The organism is Streptomyces sp. NPDC003247, assembly GCF_042888135.1.
Taxonomy (GTDB): domain Bacteria; phylum Actinomycetota; class Actinomycetes; order Streptomycetales; family Streptomycetaceae; genus Streptomyces.
Window position 1 is genome coordinate 529,357 of the sequence record NZ_JBIAPF010000001.1, and the last position, 17,737, is coordinate 547,093.

At 70.3% G+C, this 17,737-nt stretch carries 16 protein-coding genes and 1 pseudogene; 12 read left to right on the plus strand and 5 right to left on the minus strand.

Features of this window, described 5'->3' with window-relative positions; translation table 11 throughout:
• Positions 1-6 precede the first annotated feature (6 nt).
• Positions 7-234 (plus strand): annotated as a pseudogene (locus tag ACFYWQ_RS02325) (IS1380 family transposase); the annotation flags it as partial.
• Positions 235-360: 126 nt separating this feature from the next.
• A complete protein-coding gene (locus tag ACFYWQ_RS02330) occupies positions 361-618 on the plus strand; it encodes a hypothetical protein (protein WP_389511978.1) in 258 nt (85 codons plus the stop codon).
• 14 nt (positions 619-632) lie between these two features.
• On the opposite strand, the gene ACFYWQ_RS02335 is transcribed toward ACFYWQ_RS02330, so the two are convergent.
• On the minus strand, positions 633-1,415 hold the full coding sequence (locus ACFYWQ_RS02335) for a GntR family transcriptional regulator (protein WP_389511980.1): 783 nt from the start codon (positions 1,413-1,415) through the stop codon (positions 633-635).
• Positions 1,412-1,912 carry a GntR family transcriptional regulator gene (locus tag ACFYWQ_RS02340; protein WP_389511982.1) on the minus strand — a complete coding sequence of 167 codons (501 nt, stop codon included), beginning with the start codon at positions 1,910-1,912 and terminating at the stop codon, positions 1,412-1,414. Before ACFYWQ_RS02340 ends, ACFYWQ_RS02335 begins: the two co-directional genes overlap by 4 nt.
• Before the next feature lie 43 nt (positions 1,913-1,955).
• Here ACFYWQ_RS02340 and ACFYWQ_RS02345 point away from each other — a divergent pair, with 43 nt between their 5' ends.
• Complete coding sequence (locus ACFYWQ_RS02345) at positions 1,956-2,171, plus strand: ATP-binding protein (RefSeq protein ID WP_389511984.1); 216 nt, start codon at positions 1,956-1,958, stop codon at positions 2,169-2,171.
• Positions 2,172-2,189: 18 nt separating this feature from the next.
• On the opposite strand, the gene ACFYWQ_RS02350 is transcribed toward ACFYWQ_RS02345, so the two are convergent.
• On the minus strand, positions 2,190-3,263 hold the full coding sequence (locus ACFYWQ_RS02350) for a hypothetical protein (protein WP_389511986.1): 1,074 nt from the start codon (positions 3,261-3,263) through the stop codon (positions 2,190-2,192).
• A gap of 259 nt (positions 3,264-3,522) precedes the next feature.
• Here ACFYWQ_RS02350 and ACFYWQ_RS02355 point away from each other — a divergent pair, with 259 nt between their 5' ends.
• The 8 genes from ACFYWQ_RS02355 to ACFYWQ_RS02390 all read left to right on the plus strand — a co-directional run bounded on the left by ACFYWQ_RS02355 (position 3,523) and on the right by ACFYWQ_RS02390 (position 13,874).
• On the plus strand, positions 3,523-4,683 hold the full coding sequence (locus ACFYWQ_RS02355) for a mandelate racemase/muconate lactonizing enzyme family protein (RefSeq protein ID WP_389511989.1): 1,161 nt from the start codon (positions 3,523-3,525) through the stop codon (positions 4,681-4,683).
• Complete coding sequence (locus tag ACFYWQ_RS02360) at positions 4,680-5,684, plus strand: zinc-binding dehydrogenase (RefSeq protein ID WP_389511991.1); 1,005 nt, start codon at positions 4,680-4,682, stop codon at positions 5,682-5,684. The genes ACFYWQ_RS02355 and ACFYWQ_RS02360 overlap by 4 nt, the downstream gene beginning before the upstream one ends.
• 111 nt (positions 5,685-5,795) lie before the next feature.
• Positions 5,796-6,767: a hypothetical protein gene (locus ACFYWQ_RS02365; protein WP_389511993.1), complete on the plus strand. Its 972-nt coding sequence runs from the start codon at positions 5,796-5,798 to the stop codon at positions 6,765-6,767.
• Between the two features lie 169 nt (positions 6,768-6,936).
• The gene (gene chvE / locus ACFYWQ_RS02370) at positions 6,937-8,043 is read left to right on the plus strand and encodes a multiple monosaccharide ABC transporter substrate-binding protein (protein WP_389511995.1); all 1,107 of its coding nucleotides are present in this window, start codon (positions 6,937-6,939) and stop codon (positions 8,041-8,043) included.
• A 32-nt stretch (positions 8,044-8,075) separates the two neighbouring features.
• The gene (gene mmsA, locus ACFYWQ_RS02375) at positions 8,076-9,626 is read left to right on the plus strand and encodes a multiple monosaccharide ABC transporter ATP-binding protein (protein ID WP_389511997.1); all 1,551 of its coding nucleotides are present in this window, start codon (positions 8,076-8,078) and stop codon (positions 9,624-9,626) included.
• On the plus strand, positions 9,623-10,867 hold the full coding sequence (gene mmsB / locus ACFYWQ_RS02380) for a multiple monosaccharide ABC transporter permease (RefSeq protein ID WP_389511999.1): 1,245 nt from the start codon (positions 9,623-9,625) through the stop codon (positions 10,865-10,867). Before mmsA ends, mmsB begins: the two co-directional genes overlap by 4 nt.
• Positions 10,868-10,933: 66 nt before the next feature.
• Positions 10,934-12,082, plus strand: coding sequence for an aldose epimerase family protein (locus tag ACFYWQ_RS02385; RefSeq protein WP_389512001.1), 1,149 nt, complete (start codon positions 10,934-10,936; stop codon positions 12,080-12,082).
• Between the two features lie 178 nt (positions 12,083-12,260).
• Complete coding sequence (locus tag ACFYWQ_RS02390) at positions 12,261-13,874, plus strand: pyridoxal phosphate-dependent aminotransferase (protein WP_389512002.1); 1,614 nt, start codon at positions 12,261-12,263, stop codon at positions 13,872-13,874.
• A gap of 359 nt (positions 13,875-14,233) precedes the next feature.
• Here ACFYWQ_RS02390 and ACFYWQ_RS02395 read toward each other — a convergent pair whose 3' ends face one another.
• Both ACFYWQ_RS02395 and ACFYWQ_RS02400 read right to left on the minus strand, forming a co-directional pair.
• Complete coding sequence (locus ACFYWQ_RS02395) at positions 14,234-15,667, minus strand: family 43 glycosylhydrolase (RefSeq protein WP_389512003.1); 1,434 nt, start codon at positions 15,665-15,667, stop codon at positions 14,234-14,236.
• Positions 15,649-16,620: an arabinan endo-1,5-alpha-L-arabinosidase gene (locus tag ACFYWQ_RS02400; protein WP_389512004.1), complete on the minus strand. Its 972-nt coding sequence runs from the start codon at positions 16,618-16,620 to the stop codon at positions 15,649-15,651. Before ACFYWQ_RS02400 ends, ACFYWQ_RS02395 begins: the two co-directional genes overlap by 19 nt.
• Positions 16,621-16,875: 255 nt before the next feature.
• Here ACFYWQ_RS02400 and ACFYWQ_RS02405 point away from each other — a divergent pair, with 255 nt between their 5' ends.
• Positions 16,876-17,685 carry an intradiol ring-cleavage dioxygenase gene (locus tag ACFYWQ_RS02405; protein WP_389512006.1) on the plus strand — a complete coding sequence of 270 codons (810 nt, stop codon included), beginning with the start codon at positions 16,876-16,878 and terminating at the stop codon, positions 17,683-17,685.
• Positions 17,686-17,737: the final 52 nt, after the last annotated feature.

A 17,737-nucleotide genomic window follows, 5' to 3' on the forward strand; every position in this document is an offset into this window, starting at 1 on the left:
CGCCACCTCCCGGACCTCGCGCTGGCAGTCGCGATGGGCGGGGACTGCCTGGCCGACGTCGGCATGCTGCGAGCCGAGCCGGCCGTGTTCGGGCCGGTCGCCTCCGACCCGACGGTCTCCCGCCTGGTCGACGTCCTCGCCGCCTCCGGCGACACCGCCCTTCGGACGATCCGCGTCGCACGGGCCGAAGTCCGTAAGAAGGTCTGGCGCTTGGCCGGCCGACAGGCGCCGGACCCTTTCCGCCGAGCCTCGCCGCCGCCATCTCGCCCATGCGCTCCGCGTCACCCTGCGGGCCCGGTCGACACGGCGAGCGATATTGAATTCCCGGCGACATGACGGCGGTGAGGAATGGTGACGGGAATGCGCGCCACGGGAACGGCCGCCGTGGTTTCGCCGTTGGCCACGGCACTGCCCACGGGAACGATGCCGTGGCAGGCCGAACTGGCACTGGCCCTGTCCGGGCCCCTGCTGTACGGCCTGCACCACTACTGGACGTACCGGCTGAGCCGACGCGCCCTGGACTGCGTGGCCGGCGACGACGTGGTGGACGTGGTGGCCTACGGGACCGGTCAGCCGCCTCCCGCCCGCGGAGGAGCGTCGCGGCGCCGGACGCGGTGACGGAAGAAGGCGGGTCACTCGCCGACGGCGAACTCGTACCGCACCTCGTACAGATGCCCCGCCTTCACCATCACGGTCACCTCGACCGGCTCCTCACGATCGCTGTGCACGACCCGCAGGGTGCGCAGGACCGGCAGGCCGCTCGTCAGGCGGAGCGCCTGGTACTGCTCCTGGGTAGGAACCCTCGCGGAGACGCGGTCCACGCTGCGGCGAGGAGGATGACCGAGTTCCGTGAGCAGCACGGGCGTTCCGCCCTTGATCCGGCGGCGGCTCGTCAGTGGCGTGCCTCTGGCGATGTCCAACGGATAGTAGGAATACACGAGTTCGGCGGGCTCGTCGTCGATCAGGAGGAGCTGGCCGCGGAGGAGGGCGGTGCCGTTCTCCGGGAGGCCGAAGGCGGCGCGGACATCGGCCGGTGGGCGGGTCTCCCCCACGTCAAGCAGCTCGCTGCGGGCGCGCGTGCCATGCTTGGCCGCTTCGGCGAGCCAGCGGAAGGGCTCTCCAGGTGCGCCCGGTGCCGCGAGCGCGGCAGGGCGGACCGTGCGCTGGCGGTGTTCGCGGACCGTGACGGCCGCGCCGGCCCTTCCGACCACCAGACCTTCGCCCTTCAAAAGCTGAAGGGCCTTCTGGACAGTGGCGTTCGACGCGTCGAAGCGCTCCTTGAGCTGCACCGTGGAAGGCAGGTTCGCTCCGGCCGCCAACTCCCCGCTCATGATGTCGTCGCGCAGATCGGCCGCGATCCTCTCGTGCAGCGAGCGGCGGTCGGCGGCTTCCGGTACTGCCTTGGGCACGGTCATCCGCCGATCCTGATCTCGTAACGCAGCCTCTGCCGTGGGGCGGGCATCACCATACGGTCGACCTGGATCGGCCGGTCGTCGCGGTCCCGGGTCAGCCGAGTGATCCGCAGGACCGGCTCGTCGGCGGCTGTCCGCAGGGCTTCCCACTCCTCCTCGTCCGGCATTCCGGCGGTCACGTCCTCCGTGACGAGGACGCCCACGTGTCCCAGTTCGGCGAGGAGCGTGACGGCTCCACCCGGGATCCTGGCGGTCCCGGCGAGCCGGGTGCCCCGGGCGATGGCGGTCGGGTAGTAGGTGTCGGTACGTTCGATCGGCTGGTCGTCGAGGAGGATCAGGCGCCGCCTCACCACCAGAGGCTCACCCTCCACGATCCCGAGCAGCCCCGCAACGTCCGCCGGAGCCGGCACCTCGCCCGCGTGGACGATCCGCTGGGTACCGCGCCGCCCCCGGGCCTCCGCCTCCTCGGCCCAGGCATCACCCCGCCCCTGCTTCGCCACGAACGCGGTGCTGCACGGCGTTCCGCCGGGCCGGGAGTACTGCGTGACCCTCGAACTCGACGGCACGGTGATGCGCCTGGGGGTCCGGGACACCGGCAGCCCGTTCGCCGCCCTTCAGGCCCCGGACACCCTCGCGTGCTCAGGACGGGGATTGCACCTGATCAGGCAGCCGGCCGACGACATGGGCGTCACGGAGCACGTCATCGGCAAGACGGTGTGGGCGGTCTTCAAGACCGACCGCCGTCCCGGGAGGCCCTGACGGCGACACCCGTTCCGCTCAGCTGCACCACCACAGGAACCGGTCGCACGTTTCCGAAGGCGAAGGCTCCGGTTCCGGGGCCGGCTCTGATGTCGTGGGGTCGGACGTCGGGGTGGACGGGGTGTCCGCCGCGGTGTCGGAGCCGGAGGTGGTCGGGGAGGTGACCGGGACGGTCGCCGACTGGGGGTCCTGGTCCGGGCCGGTCGTGGACGACTCCGACGCACCCGGCGAGGCGGACGCCGACGCGGACCCCGAGGCGGACGCGGAGGCCGAGGCCGAGGGGTCCGGCGAGGCCGAGCCCCCCTGGCCTCCGGTGTCCGACCTGGCGTCGAGCGCCTCCGCTGCGGTGCCTGCCGTGGGCTCGTCGGCGTCGACCTCCGTCGACTCGCCCCCGGCCGCCGCCGGGTTCGAGCCGGGGAGAACGGCGCCGTCGATGCCGAGTTCGGCCAGGCTCAGTCCGCCGGCCGCCAGGACGAAGCCCGCGGTGATCAGGAGGGTGCGGCGGCGGCGCCGGCGGTGGACGGCGGCCTTGCGATCGCGACGGCTCGCATCGCCTTCGGCGGGGTCGTCGACGGCGTCAGCAGCGGTGTCGTCGGAGGGCGCCAGCCCGTGGGACCGGCCGCCGCGGGACCGGCCCTGACCTCCGGCCCGACCCCGGCCACGGCCCCGGCCGCGTTCCTGCTCACGGCGGCGGGCGGCCCGGCCCCCGGCCCCGGGGTCCACCACATCGGAGTCGGGGACACCCGCCCCGGCATCGGGGGTCGCCGCAGCCTCGGGGGTGACCGTCTCGGCCCTCCGCGCGTCAGCGCCGGCGCCCGGATCCTGCACCCCCGCCCCGGAGCCGTAAGCTGCGCCCGTCCCCGCCCCGGAGTCGTAGGCTCCGTCCATCCCGGCCCCGGAGCCGTAAGCTCCGTCCATACCGGCCCCGGCGTCCTGAACGGCGTACGGCTCCGGCGCGTAGGCCTGGGCCGGGTACACCTCCGGCGTGCACGTCTCCCGCGCGGGTGCGCCCGGGTGCTGGGCGGGGGTGCCGCAGCCCGGGCAGGCGAGGGCGCCGTTGAGGTGCCGTCGGCACGGGTGGCAGTAGTCCATGACGCGGGAAGACTAAGTTCCTGCCGGGTGACGTTCCTAGGGGTACCTGTGAAGGTTGTGTGGGAAACCGAAGGGCCTCCCGGCGGGGCCCTGAGAGGGGTCCCGTACCCGTTCCGGGCATCGAAACCGAAAAGCCGCTGTCGAAACTGTCGAAACCGTTATGTGTCCGACCCATTGACACCCCCCTCGCCCCCTCCTTACTGTCACGCCAGCATTTCGAACGTGTGACGAAATCTCGAACAGCTGAAGGGCAACTTCCGTGCGCATCACCGGAATCAGCACTCACGTGGTCGGTACGCCCTGGCGCAACCTGACCTACGTCCAGGTGCACACCGACGAGGGCATCACGGGTGTCGGCGAGACCCGCATGCTGGGCCACACCGACGCGTTGATCGGGTATCTGAGGGAGGCCGAGGCCAACCACATTCTCGGCTCCGACCCGTTCGCTGTCGAGGACCTCACCCGCCGGATGAAGTACGGCGACTACGGGCGGGCCGGCGAGATCGTGATGTCCGGCATCGCGGTCATCGAGATGGCGTGCTGGGACATCAAGGGCAAGGCCCTCGGCGTGCCGGTCTGGCAGCTGCTGGGCGGCAAGGTCACGGACAAGGTCAAGGCGTACGCCAACGGCTGGTACACCACCGAGCGGACGCCCGAGGCCTACCACAAGGCCGCCCAGGGGGTCATGGAGCGCGGGTACAAGGCGCTCAAGATCGACCCGTTCGGGACCGGCCACTTCGAGCTGGACCACGAGCAGAGCCTGTACGCCGTCTCCCTCATCGAGGCCGTGCGCGACGCCATCGGGCCGGACGCCGAGCTGATGCTGGAGATGCACGGCCGGTTCTCGCCCGCCACCGCCGTCCGCCTCGCCAAGGAGCTGGCGCCGTTCAAGCCCGCGTGGCTGGAGGAGCCGGTCCCGCCGGAGAACCTCAAGGCGCTGGAGAAGGTCGCGGCCAAGGTCGACATGCCGGTCGCCACCGGCGAGCGCATCCACGACCGGATCGAGTTCCGGGAGCTCTTCGAGAGCCAGGCCGTCGACATCATCCAGCCGGACGTCGGCCACATCGGCGGCATCTGGGAGACGCGCAAGCTCGCCGCGACCGCCGAGACCCACTACATGCTGGTCGCCCCGCACAACGTGGGCGGCTCGGTGCTGACCGCCGCCTCGCTCCAGGTCGGCTTCACCTCGCCGAACTTCAAGATCCTGGAGCACTTCAACGACTTCGCGGACGCGGACATCAAGAAGGTCGTCAAGGGCGCGCCCGAGGTGATCGACGGGTACTTCCACCTGTCCGACGCGCCCGGTCTCGGCGTCGAGCTGGACGTGGACGCGGCCGCCGAGTTCCCGCAGCAGCAGGCCCGCTTCGACCTGTGGGCCGAGGGCTGGGAGCAGCGCAAGCCGAAGGGCACCGAGAAGTGAGCAGCGCCGTCGTCGTCGAGGCGCCCGGCGAGCACCGGCTCGCCGAGCACACGCCTCGCGAGCCCGGTCCCGGCGAGGCGCTGGTGCGGGTGCACGCGGTGGGCATCTGCGGCAGCGACCGCGAGGTCTACCAGGGCAACCGGCCCGAGGGGTACGTCCGCTACCCGCTCGTCCCCGGGCACGAGTGGTCGGGGACGGTCCAGGCCGTGGGCGCCGGGGTGCCGGAGTCCCTGGTGGGCCGCAAGGTCGTCGGTGAGGGCTTCCGCAACTGCCAGGTGTGCGACCGCTGCCACGCCGGCGAGACGACGCTGTGCACGGACGGGTACGAGGAGACCGGGTTCACCCAGCCGGGCGCGATGGCCGCCACGCTGACCCTGCCGGCCCGGCTGCTGCACGTCCTGCCCGACGACGCCGACCTGACGGCGGCGGCCCTGCTGGAGCCGGCCGCCTGCATCGCGGCCGCCGCGATCAAGGCCCACGCCCTGCCGGGCGAGCGGGTCGCGGTCGTCGGCACCGGGACGCTGGGCATGTTCGCCGTGCAGTTCCTGAGGGCGGGCTCGCCGAGCGAGCTGCTGGTCGTGGGCACGCGGCGGGACCGGGAGGGCCTGGCCCGGCAGTTCGGCGCCACCTCCTTCCGCACCCGGGACGAGGAACTGCCCGACGACTTCGACGTCGTGATCGAGACCGCCGGGTCCGCGTCCGCCGCACGCACCTCCGCCGCGCTGCTGCGGCGCGGCGGGCGGCTCGTGCTGACGGGCATCCCGGCGGCCGGCGCCGACGGGCTGGACCCGACCGACCTGGTGGTCCGGCAGCTGGAGGTGCACTCCGTCTTCGGGGCACCGCCGGACGCCTGGTCGCACACGGTGCGGGTGTTCGCCTCCGGGCTGCTCGACCCGCTGCCGCTGGTCACGCACGAGCTGCCGCTCGGCGAGTTCTCCGAGGCGATCGAGCTGGTGGGATCCGGCGATCCGAAGGTGGGCAAGGTGCTGCTCCGCCCCTAGACGTACGCCGGTGCGGGGGGCCTTCCGACACCCGCCGCACCGGCGTACACCCAAGCCCGTACGACTTGAGCCGCGAACCTTGTCCGAAATAACGAACACGAAGGACAGCTTGTGACGACCGACGCTTCCGCTACGGCCGCCCGCCGCCCCGGCGAGCAGGCGCTCGCCGCCCTGGGGCTGGACGCGCCCGCCCTCGACCCCGCCGACACCTCCGCCCACAGCTTCCCCGGCGGCGGCCGCTGGCGCACCGAGATCCCCTCGTGCGAGGGTCCCGAAGCGCTGGCGGTCGTGCTGAAGGAGGCCTCGCGGCTCGACGTGCCGATCCACCGGATCAGCCAGGGCAGTGGCGTGTGGATGCTGACCGACGCCGAGATCACCGAGATGGTCGAGGCGACCGGCGAACGCGACATCGAACTGTGCCTGTTCACCGGGCCGCGCGGCACCTGGGACATCGGCGGGTCGACCCGTACCGACTCCCGCGGCGCGGGCCTGAGGGCGCGCGGCCACGACGCCGTGGCCGGCTGTGTGGAGGACGCCGTCCGGGCGACGGAGCTGGGCGTCAAGTGCCTGCTCGTCGCCGACGAGGGCGTGCTGTGGACGCTGCACCGGGCGCGGGAGGCGGGCATCATCCCGGCCGACACCACGCTCAAGGTGAGCGCGCTCATCGGCCCGGTGAACCCGGCGGCGTACGCGGTCTACGAGCGGCTCGGCGCCGACTCCGTCAACGTGCCCAGCGACCTGACGCTCGATCACCTCACCGAGATCCGGCGGGTGTCGGGCGCACCGATGGACATGTACATCGAGGCCCCCGACGACCTCGGCGGGTACGTCCGGATGTACGAGGTGGCCGAACTGATCCGCCGCGGTGCCCCTCTGTACCTGAAGTTCGGGCTCTCCAAGGCACCGGGGATCTACCCTTACGGGCACCATCTGCGGGACCTGACGCTGTCCACCGCGAAGGAGCGGGTGCGGCGCGGCAGGCTGGCCCTGGATCTGTTGGCACGTCACGGCGCCGACGGCGACATGGCCCCGCTGGGCTCCCGACTCCCGGGCGCGCTGCGGCGTTTCGAAACTTCCGCATAACGTTCCGGGAAAGCCCTCTTCACAGAACACGACGCAGTCGAACACAATCCCCCACGCGCGTTTCCTCGGTCCCTTCCGCGCGGTCTCCTCCGCACGGTCTCCCCCGTCGCAGGGGAGCGCTCCCGCCTGAGGACCGAAGCTCTCTCTCACCACATCAAGGATGATGATCATGCGTACTCGTAGAGCAGCCCTCGCCGCCGTGGCCGGAGCCGCCTCCCTGGCCCTCACCCTGACCGCCTGCGGTCAGAGCAGCGACGGCGGGAGCAAGGAGGAGAAGAGCGACAGCAAGGGCGGGACCATCGGCATCGCGATGCCGACCAAGTCCTCCGAGCGCTGGATCTCCGACGGCAAGAACGTCGTCGCGGACCTGGAGGCCAAGGGCTACAAGACCAAGCTGGTCTACGGCGAGGACGACCCCGACCAGCAGGTCTCGCAGATCGAGAACCTGATCACCCAGGGCGTCGAGGCGCTGATCATCGCGGCCATCGACAACAAGTCGCTGAACAACGTGCTCCAGCAGGCCAAGGACGCGGACATCCCGGTCATCTCCTACGACCGCCTGATCCTCGGCTCGGAGAACGTCGACTACTACGCCTCCTTCGACAACACCAAGGTCGGCGAGCTCCAGGCGAACTACATCGTCGACAAGCTGGGCCTGGCGAGCGGCAAGGGCCCGTTCAACATCGAGCTGTTCGCCGGCTCCAACGACGACAACAACACCAAGTACTTCTTCAACGGCGCGATGAGCGTCCTGAAGCCGTACATCGACAGCAAGAAGCTGGTCGTCCAGTCCGGCCAGACCGCGCTCAACCAGGTCACCACCCTGCGCTGGGACGGCGCCACCGCCCAGCGGCGCATGGACGACATCCTCACCAAGTCGTACAAGACCGAGAAGGTCGACGCGGTCCTCTCGCCGTACGACGGCATCTCCATCGGCATCCTGTCCGCGCTGAAGTCCGACGGCTACGGCTCCGGGAGCAAGGCGCTGCCGGTCATCACCGGTCAGGACGCCGAGCTGGCCTCGGTGAAGTCGATCATCGCGGGCGGGCAGACGCAGACCGTCTACAAGGACCTGCGCGAGCTGGCCAAGGTCGCCTCGAACATGGTCGACGCGGTCCTCAACGACAAGGAGCCCGAGGTCAACGACACCAAGACCTACGACAACGGCTCCAAGGTCGTCCCCGCCTACCTGCTCCAGCCGGTGAGCGTCGACAAGACCAACTACTCGCAGATCCTGGTCGACGGCGGCTACTACACGGCGGACCAGCTCAAGTAAGCGTCGAACCTCACGGATTGGAAGGCACGACCATGGCGGGACCCGTCCTGGAAATGCGCTCGATCGTCAAGACCTTTCCCGGTGTGAAGGCGCTGTCGGACGTCACGCTGACCGTCCGTCAGGGCGAGGTCCACGCCATCTGCGGTGAGAACGGCGCCGGGAAGTCCACCTTGATGAAGGTGCTCTCCGGCGTCCATCCGCACGGCAGCTACGAGGGGGAGATCCTCTTCGAGGGGGAGGTCTGCCGCTTCAAGGACATCCGGGCGAGCGAGCAGCACGGCATCGTGATCATCCACCAGGAGCTGGCGCTGGTGCCGTACCTCTCCCTCGCGGAGAACATCTTCCTCGGCAACGAGCACGCCACGCGCGGGCTGATCAACTGGAACGAGACCCTGCGGCACGCCTCCGAACTGCTGCGCCGGGTCGGTCTCAGCGATCACCCGGAGACCCGCGTCGCCGACATAGGCGTGGGCAAGCAGCAGCTCGTGGAGATCGCGAAGGCGCTGTCGAAGAAGGTGAAGCTGCTCATCCTGGATGAGCCGACCGCGGCCCTGAACGACGAGGACAGCGACAAACTCCTGGATCTCATCCTGGAGTTGAAGACGCAGGGCATCACCTCGATCATCATCTCCCACAAGCTCAACGAGATCCGCAAGGTCGCCGACTCGGTGACGATCATCCGCGACGGCCAGTCCATCGAGACGCTGGACGTGAAGGCGCCGGAGACGACCGAGGACCGGATCATCAGCGGCATGGTGGGCCGCGACCTCGACCACCGCTTCCCCGAGCGCACCCCGCACCAGCCGGAGGAGGGCGCGGCACCCGCGCTGGAGATCCGCAACTGGACCGTGCACCACCCGATCGACCAGCAGCGCAAGGTGGTCGACGACGTGTCGGTCCACGTGCGGCGCGGGGAGATCGTCGGCATCGCGGGACTGATGGGCGCCGGCCGCACCGAGCTCGCGATGAGCGTGTTCGGGCGCAGCTACGGCCGGCACGCGGGCGGCACGGTCCTCAAGGACGGCCGGGAGATCCGTACGAAGACCGTCGCGGAGGCGGTCGACCACGGCATCGCCTACGTCACCGAGGACCGCAAGCACTACGGCCTCAACCTCATCGACACCATCAACCGGAACATCTCGCTCACCGCCCTGAAAAAGGTCGCCCGGCGCGGGATCGTCGACGAGCACGAGGAGCGGCAGGTCTCCGAGGGCTACCGCACGTCGATGAACATCAAGGCCCCGACCGTCTTCGAGCCGGTCGGCAAGCTCTCCGGCGGCAACCAGCAGAAGGTCGTCCTCAGCAAGTGGATCTTCGCGGGTCCGGACGTGCTGATCCTGGACGAGCCCACGCGCGGCATCGACGTGGGCGCCAAGTACGAGATCTACACGGTCATCGACCAGTTGGCGGCCCAGGGCAAGGCGGTCGTCTTCATCTCCTCCGAGCTGCCCGAACTGCTCGGCATGTGCGACCGCATCTACACCATGGCCGCCGGACGCCTCACGGGCGAGGTCCCGCGGGCCGAGGCCACGCAGGAAGTGCTGATGCGTCAGATGACGAAGGACAAAGAGGTAACGCGATGAGCACCGAAGTGACCGACAAGAGCCCGGCCGCCGCGCCGCCGGGCAAGGGCCCGGGGGCGGCGGGCGACGGCCTGATCCAGCTGATGCTGGACGGCCTGCGCCGCAACATGCGCCAGTACGGCATGCTGATCGCCCTCGGTCTGATCGTCGTCCTCTTCGCGGTGTGGACCGACGGCGACCTTCTGCTGCCGCGCAACGTCTCCAACCTGGTCCTCCAGAACAGCTACATCCTGATCCTCGCGATCGGCATGATGCTGGTGATCATCGCGGGCCACATCGACCTGTCGGTGGGGTCGCTGACGGCGTTCGTGGGTGCCTTCGCGGCCGTACTGACCGTGCAGCACGACGTGTCGTGGCCGGTCGCGGTGGTGCTCTGCCTGGTGGTGGGCGGTGTCGCGGGCTCGATCCAGGGCTATCTGATCGCCTATCTCGGCATACCGTCGTTCATCGTCACCCTCGCCGGCATGCTGACCTTCCGCGGTGTGACGGAGATCCTGCTGGAGGGCCAGACCCTCGGTCCCTTCCCGGACGGCCTCCAGAAGATCGGCAACGGCTTCCTGCCCGAGGTCGGCCCGACCACCAACTACCACAACATCACGCTGCTGCTGGGCATCGCCCTGATCGTCTTCGTGGTGCTCCAGGAGGTCCGGGACCGGGGGCGCCAGCAGGAGTTCGCGCTGGAGGTCGTGCCCCGCAACATCTTCCTGCTCAAGATCGTCTCCATCGTCGCCGCGATCCTCGTGGTCACCCTGCTGCTCGCCAGCTACAAGGGTGCCCCGATCATCCTGCTGGTGCTGGGCGTGCTGGTGGTCGGCTACGGCTACGTCATGCGCAACGCGGTGTTCGGGCGGCACATCTACGCGATCGGCGGCAACCTGCCGGCGGCGAAGCTGTCCGGCGTGAAGGACAAGAAGGTCACCTTCTACGTCTTCCTGAACATGGGCGTGCTCGCGGCCCTGGCGGGTCTGGTGGTCGCCGCCCGTCTGAACGCGGCCGGTCCGAAGGCGGGACTGAACTTCGAACTCGAGGCGATCGCCTCGGCGTTCATCGGCGGCGCGTCGATGAGCGGCGGTGTGGGCACCGTCCTCGGTGCGATCATCGGCGGTCTGGTCCTCGGCGTGCTGAACAACGGCATGAACCTCCTCGGCGTCGGCAGCGACTGGCAGCAGGTCATCAAGGGCCTGGCCCTGTTGGCCGCGGTCGGGTTCGACGTCTGGAACAAGCGCAAGTCCGGTTCGTAGGTCGACGAGCGGGGCCCCGCCGGAAGCGTCCGGCGGGGCCCCGCCCTTTCAAGGGAGCCGCACTCCATGGAACTGAACCGACGCACAGTCATCGCGGGCGCCGCGGCCGCCGGGATCGCCGCGACCACGCTCGGCGGTACGGCACACGCCTCGGGAGGCAGCACGCCCGTGAAGAAGCTCTTCGGTACCCTCGCGGACGGCACGAAGGTCCACCTCTGGTCGCTGGCCAACGGCGGCACCCGCCTGAAGGTCCTCTCCTACGGCGGCATCGTCCAGTCCCTGGAGATCCCCGACCGCCACGGCCGCTACAGGAACGTTTCCCTCGGCTTCGACACGATCGAGGAGTACGTCGCCAAGAGCCCGTACTTCGGCGCGCTCATCGGCCGCTACGGCAACCGCATCGGCAAGGGCCGGTTCACCCTCGACGGCACCGCCCACCAGATCAGCGTCAACGACGGCGAGAACACCCTGCACGGCGGCGCCCAGGGCTTCGACAAGCGGGTGTGGGACGTCGAGCCGTTCACGAAGGGCTCCGACGTCGGCCTGTACCTGCGCTACACGAGCGCCGACGGGGAGATGGGCTACCCGGGCACCCTCACGGTGAAGGTCACCTACACCCTCACCCGGCAGGGCGACTGGCGCATCGACTACGAGGCCACCACCGACAAGGCCACCGTCGTCAACCTCACCAGCCACGTCTACTGGAACCTCGCCGGCGAGGCGAGCGGCTCGGTCTACGACCACGAGCTGCAGATCGCCGCCTCCCGCTACACCCCCGTCGACTCGGGCCTGATCCCCACCGGCGAACTGGCGAAGGTGGCCGGCACCCCCTTCGACTTCCGCCGGGCCAAGACCGTCGGCGAGGACATCCGCGTCGCCCACCAGCAGCTGCTGTACGGCCAGGGCCTCGACCACAACTGGGTGCTCGACAAGGGCGTCACGGCGAAGCCGGTGCCCGTCGCGACCCTGCGCGACCCCTCCTCGGGCCGCACCCTGCGCGTCGCCACCACCGAGCCGGGGCTCCAGTTCTACTCCGGCAACTTCCTCGACGGCACGCTCGTCGGCTCGGGCGGCACCGTCTACCGGCAGGGCGACGGCCTGTGCCTGGAGACGCAGCACTTCCCGGACTCGCCGAACAAGCCGTCGTTCCCGTCGACCGTGCTGCGGCCGGGGCAGACGTACCGGACTACGACCGTCCACTCGTTCGGCCCCTGACCCTCCGGCCGGCGGCGGACCTTCACAGGAGCTGCACAACTTCTCACCCAATCCTCAGGGATTGAACAGCGTCACCCCAGTCTCCGTATGTAAGGGCGGCCCGTGCTCCCCCGCGCGGGCCACCCACATGACGACGGACCCGGTCGTCCCCACCGGGCCCGCCCCGTACGGAGGTTCCATGGCCGACAACGTCTCCTCGTTGTTCCGCAACACCGCGGCGCACAGCCCGTCGATGGCAGCGCTGACGCGCGAGGGCGGCGAAGGGGTCGGCCCGGTGGACTTCTGCATACCGTGCAACCCCTACTTCCCCACCCCGGCGATGTTCGACGTGATGGCGGCCAAGCTCCGCGACATCATCACGTACTACCCGAGCAGCGCCGACACCATCACCGCCGAGCTGTGCAACCTGCTCCAGCTCCCGCCGCAGGCGGTCGCGATGGGCAACGGCTCGACCGAGCTGATCACCTGGATCGACCACCTGCTGGTCCGCGAGTCCCTCGCCATCCCCGTCCCCACCTTCGGCCGCTGGACCGACCAGCCGATGGAGACCGGCAAGCGGGTCGACATGTTCCCGCTCCAGGAATCCAGCGGCTTCGCACTGGACCTCGCCCAGTACGCCGAGTTCATCCGGGCGCGCGGCACCCGTGCCGCCGTCATCTGCAACCCCAACAACCCCGACGGCGGGTTCCTGCACAAGCACGCGATCGTGCAGTTCATGGACGCGATGGCCGACCTGGACCTGGTCGTCATCGACGAGTCGTTCCTGGAGTTCGCCGACGCGGAGGCCGAACCGAGCGTCGTCCAGGAGGCGATGCTGCGCCCCAACGTCATCGTGCTGCGCAGCCTCGGCAAGAACTTCGGCCTGCACGGCATCCGCTTCGGCTACATGGTCGCCAATCCCTCGCTCGCCGGCCGGGTCCGCTCCATGCTGCCGAAATGGAACCTCAACGCCTTCGCCGAGTACGTGGTGTTCATCCTCAAGGAGCACGGCGCCGAGTACGCCCAGAGCCTCCACCAGGTGTACCGCGACCGCCTGGAGATGGCCAGCCAGCTCTCCGCGCTGCCGGGCCTGACCGTCTACCCCTCCCAGGGGAACTTCCTCTTCGTGCGCCTCCCGGTGGGCGCCGAGGGCACCGTGGTCCGCGACCGACTGCTCACCGAGCACCGGATCCTGGTCCGCGAGTGCGGCAACAAGATCGGTTCCTCCAGCCGCTTCCTGCGGCTCGTGGTGCGCCCCCAGGTGGACGTGCGTCGCCTGGTGTCCGGCCTGGAACAGGTGCTCTACGGGACCAGGAGGGGAGCCGCCGTGCCCGAGCTGGGCACCGGGAGCAGCTACAGCTCGGGCACGGCGGCCGTGGACCGGCTGATCGGTGCCACCAACGGCGCCGGCCTGCCGGGCCTCGCCGCTCAGGCCGTCGGCGCCGGTCTGCCGGGGCCGGCCCCGGCCCCGGCTCCGGCCGCCGTCGCCGGCCTCCAGATGCCGGTGGCGGCGCAGACCGGCGGGGCGGGGATGCCGCTGCCGGCGGCGGCCCAGGTGTTCCCGCCGTCCGTCCCGTCGGCGCCCGCGGCCCCGGCCCCCGTCCCGGCGGCGGCGGCCGTGATGTCCCCGGTGCCGCCCGCCGCTCCCGCCGCCCCGATGCCCGGCCCCACCCCGCCCGGTGTCCCGGCCCGCGGCGGCCTGACCGCCGCCCAGGTCCGCGGCACGGACGGCCTCTCCCCCGCCGCGACGTCGGGCTGGCCGAACAACGCGCAGAGCTGGCCGACGGCGGCGGGGATGGGGCAGGTTGGCTGAGCCGCCGGGCTGAACCGGACACGCCTGTGCGCCGTGGGGCGGAGGGTGCATCGGCGGCCGCGGGGCCGTCGGGGCCTTTCGCGCAGTTCCCCGCGCCCCTGGGTCGGTGATCTGCACCGGCGGCAGGGGCGCGCCGGACACGCCTTCGCGCCGTGGGCGGACCGTGCGCCGGCGGCCGCGGGGCCGTCGGGGCCTTTCGCGCAGTTCCCCGCGCCCCTGGGTGGGCGATCTGCACCGGCGGCAGGGGCGCGCCGGACACGCCTTCGCGCCGTGGGCGGACCGTGCGCCAGCGGCGCGGGGCCGTCGGGGCCTTTCGCGCAGTTCCCCGCGCCCCTGGAGGTCAGGGGCGCGGGGGTCGTCTACACCGGGGTCAGGCTCCACTGCTGGCAGGTGTTGTTGAGCCAGGTCCACTGTCGTACGTCGGCGGAGTCGGCCGTGGAGCAGTTCTCGACGTCGGCGACCTTGCCGGTGGCCTGGTTGACGACGCGGACGTAGCCGCTGTCGGTGGCGACGAAGCGGAAGCGCTGGCAGGTGTTGTCCAGCCAGCTCCACTGGCGCAGGTCGGCGCCGTCGGCGGTGGAGCAGTCGGCGGTGTCCAGGACCTTGCCGGAGGCGACGTTGACGAGACGGCTGGTGTCGTCGCCGAGGTCCTCGATCCGCCAGCGCTGGTTGGCGCCGCCGTTGCAGGTGTACTGCGCGACGTTGGCGCCGTCGGCCGTCGAACTGCCCGTCACGTCCAGGCACTTGCCGCTGTTGCGGTTGGTGAGGGTGTACGTGGTGGAGACGGTGGACGGTTCGCCGGACGGGCCGGTCCGGCTCGCGCCGAGGGCGACCGGGGTGCCGAGGTTCGGGGTGCCGTCGGAGTTCCAGGTGAACTTCTGGGCGCGGGTGGTCCGGCCGTTGTCGCAGCCCTCCGACGCCACGTCGTTGGCGTGGTAGACGATCCAGCTCTCGGTGCCGTCCGGGGAGGTGAAGAAGCCGTTGTGGCCCGGCCCGTAGACGCCGCCTGCGTCATTGCGCTGGAAGACGGGCGTGGACTTCTTCGTCCAGGAGGACGCCGACAGCGGGTCGCTGCCGGTGAGGGTGAGCTGGCCGAGCTTGTAGTCGGCGGTCCAGCAGCCGCTCGCCGAGTAGACGAGGAAGGTCTGCCCGTTGCGCTGGAGGATCTCCGGCCCCTCGTTCACCGAGCCGCCCGACGTCTCCCAGGAGTAGGTGGGCGTCGAGACGGTGGAGAAGCCGGTGGCGAGGGTGTACGGGTTCGACATGCGGGCCGCGACGAGGTTCTGGGTGCCGCTGCTCGTGCTGCCGAAGAGGTACAGCTGCCCGTTGACGGTCGCCACCGTCGGGTCCAGCATCCAGGCGGAGTTGAGCTGGTTCTTGTAGGTGTACGGGCCGAGCGGGTCGGAGCCGGTGCTCTCCAGGACGTGGGTGCGCTGGGTCGGGTTGTAGTCGGAGACGTTCTGGCCGGCGACGTAGTACAGGTACCAGCGGCCGTTGAGGTAGTGCAGCTCGGGGGCCCAGATGTTGCAGCAGCGGCTCGCCGCGTCGCCCTGCCACACCTGCACGCTCGGCGCGGTGGCCAGGCCGGCGAGGGTGGCGGACTTGCGGACGGTGATGACGTCCGTCCAGCTCGTCGACACCAGGTAGTAGTTGCCGTCGTGGTAGGCGATCCAGGGGTCGGCGCCCTTCTGCGCCTTGACCGGGTTGGCGAAGGAGGCGGCACTGGCCGAGGACTGTCCCAGGGACAGGGCGAGCAGCAGCGCGGCCAGCAGGGTCAGTAGGCGACGGGCCATCCGCTGCTCCAGTTCAGGAGGTTGATGCCGAGTTTGGGGGTGCCGTTGTCCTCGCCGTCGTAGTAGTGGTAGACGATCAGGTCGCCGTCGGCGTCGGCCATGATCGACTGGCCGCCGGGGCCGATGTAGCGCCCGTGGGACTCCAGCACCGGGGTGCCGCCGTTGTTCATGAGGGCGACGCCGCTCTGGTCGTAGTACGGGCCGGTGACGCTGGTGGCCCGGCCGACCTTGACCTTGTAGGTGGAGCTGGTGCCGGCGCAGCAGGTGTCGTAGGAGGCGAAGAGGTAGTAGTAGCCGTTGCGCTTGACGATGTACGGCGCCTCGACGGCCTTCGTCCCGGTCGGGCGGGAGGCGAGGGAGTAGCGGGTGGTGTTGCTCGACAGCTGCTTGCCGGTCGAGGGGTTGATCTGGATCATCTTCAGGCCGGTCCACCAGCTGCCGAACGACAGCCACCAGGTGCCGTCGCCGTCGACGAAGAGGTTGGGGTCGATGGCGTTGTAGTCGCTGGAGCTGCTGGAGGTGTAGACCGTGCCGTAGTCGGTCCAGGAGCCGGGCAGGCCCGTCGTCGAACCGGCGAGGCCGATGGCGGACGTGTTGGAGCCGAAGGTCGAGACGGCGTAGTACATCAGGTACTTGCCGCCCTGGTAGGAGATGTCCGGCGCCCACGCCTCCGTCGTCCCGTACGTCGACCACCAGCTCGGCTTGGTGGTGAAGGCGTCGCTGCCCGCGGTGAAGGCGACGCGGTCGGTGGAGGTGCGGTAGGACAGGCCGCCCCCGGTGGCGTAGAGGAGGTAGCGGCCGTCGGCGGCGCGGATCATCGTCGGGTCGTGGACGACGGTGGAGCCGGTGACGGTGCCGGGGTTGGGGTAGGCGGAGGCGGTGGAGGGGGTCAGCGCCAGCAGGATCGCGGCGGGAAGGGCGAGAAGTGCGGCCTTGCGGGACATGCGGCTCATGCGGACGCTCCTTCAGTGGGGTCAGCCGTTCGTGATATCGAACGGCAGTCGCGTCGTCGGACGGGAACGTAGAATCGAACCCCTTGCGCGTCAATGGCCCGCGCAGTCCCGGAAGTTTTCGGAGCACCACCGGAGCCTCGTCCGGTCCCCGGAGCGGACCGCGTCACTCCCCTTGTCCTGCATGGGACTTGACGGTCGGTCACTTTGCCAAATTGACAGTCCTCGGACAGGAACCGCTCCTACGGTGCCGTGCCCATGACAGACACCACAGATGCGCGTCAGGACGCGCACACCGAGACCCCCCAGTCCCTCGGCCGCCGCACCGTGCTGATCGCCACCGGCGCCACGGCCGCGACCCTGGCCGTCGGCGCCGTCGCCGCGACCGACGCCCCCGCCGCCGGCACCCCGGCCGCCGACGCCGCTGCCGCCGCCCCCGTGGCGGCCGCGGCCGTCTGCACCCTCACCAAGGAGATGACCGAAGGCCCCTACTACCTCGACGGACAGTACGTCCGCGCCGACATCACCGAAGGCAAGGCGGGCATCCCGCTCAAGCTGACGCTCACGGTCGTCGACGACGACACCTGCGTCCCCCTGAGCAACGCCCTCGTCGAGATCTGGCACTCCGACGCCCTCGGCGAGTACTCCGGCTTCGTCGGCAACAACGGCCACAGCGAACCGGACAGCGGCACCTTCCTGCGCGGCGGAGTCCTGACGAACTCCAGCGGCGTCGCCTCCATCACCTCGATCTACCCGGGCTGGTACCGGGGCCGCTGCGTGCACATCCACATCAAGGTCCACACGAACGTCACCCTGACCTCGGACGGCTCCTTCACCGGCGGCCAGGAGATCCACACCGGCCAGCTGTTCTTCGACGAGACGATCACGGCCAAGGTCGGGACGGTCTCGCCGTACTCGACGAACACGGTCACCCGCACCACCCTCGCCCAGGACTCCATCTACGACGACGGAGGCGCCGCGTCGGGGCTCCTCACGCTCACCGCGCTGGGCAGCACCACCTCCGCCGGGTACGCGGCGACCCTGACGCTCGGCGTCGAGTCGAGCTGACCTCCCCACCGCCGCCGGCCGTGCGTCACCAGGTGCGCGGTGACGCACGGCC

Coding starts and splice junctions, on each gene's coding strand:
- ACFYWQ_RS02330 (WP_389511978.1), top strand. CDS start 361: ATGCGCGCCACGGGAACGGCCGCCGTGGTTTCGCCGTTGGCCACGGCA.
- ACFYWQ_RS02335 (WP_389511980.1), bottom strand. CDS start 1,415: ATGACCGTGCCCAAGGCAGTACCGGAAGCCGCCGACCGCCGCTCGCTG.
- ACFYWQ_RS02350 (WP_389511986.1), bottom strand. CDS start 3,263: ATGGACTACTGCCACCCGTGCCGACGGCACCTCAACGGCGCCCTCGCC.
- chvE (WP_389511995.1), top strand. CDS start 6,937: ATGCGTACTCGTAGAGCAGCCCTCGCCGCCGTGGCCGGAGCCGCCTCC.
- mmsA (WP_389511997.1), top strand. CDS start 8,076: ATGGCGGGACCCGTCCTGGAAATGCGCTCGATCGTCAAGACCTTTCCC.
- mmsB (WP_389511999.1), top strand. CDS start 9,623: ATGAGCACCGAAGTGACCGACAAGAGCCCGGCCGCCGCGCCGCCGGGC.
- ACFYWQ_RS02385 (WP_389512001.1), top strand. CDS start 10,934: ATGGAACTGAACCGACGCACAGTCATCGCGGGCGCCGCGGCCGCCGGG.
- ACFYWQ_RS02390 (WP_389512002.1), top strand. CDS start 12,261: ATGGCCGACAACGTCTCCTCGTTGTTCCGCAACACCGCGGCGCACAGC.
- ACFYWQ_RS02395 (WP_389512003.1), bottom strand. CDS start 15,667: ATGGCCCGTCGCCTACTGACCCTGCTGGCCGCGCTGCTGCTCGCCCTG.
- ACFYWQ_RS02400 (WP_389512004.1), bottom strand. CDS start 16,620: ATGAGCCGCATGTCCCGCAAGGCCGCACTTCTCGCCCTTCCCGCCGCG.
- ACFYWQ_RS02405 (WP_389512006.1), top strand. CDS start 16,876: ATGACAGACACCACAGATGCGCGTCAGGACGCGCACACCGAGACCCCC.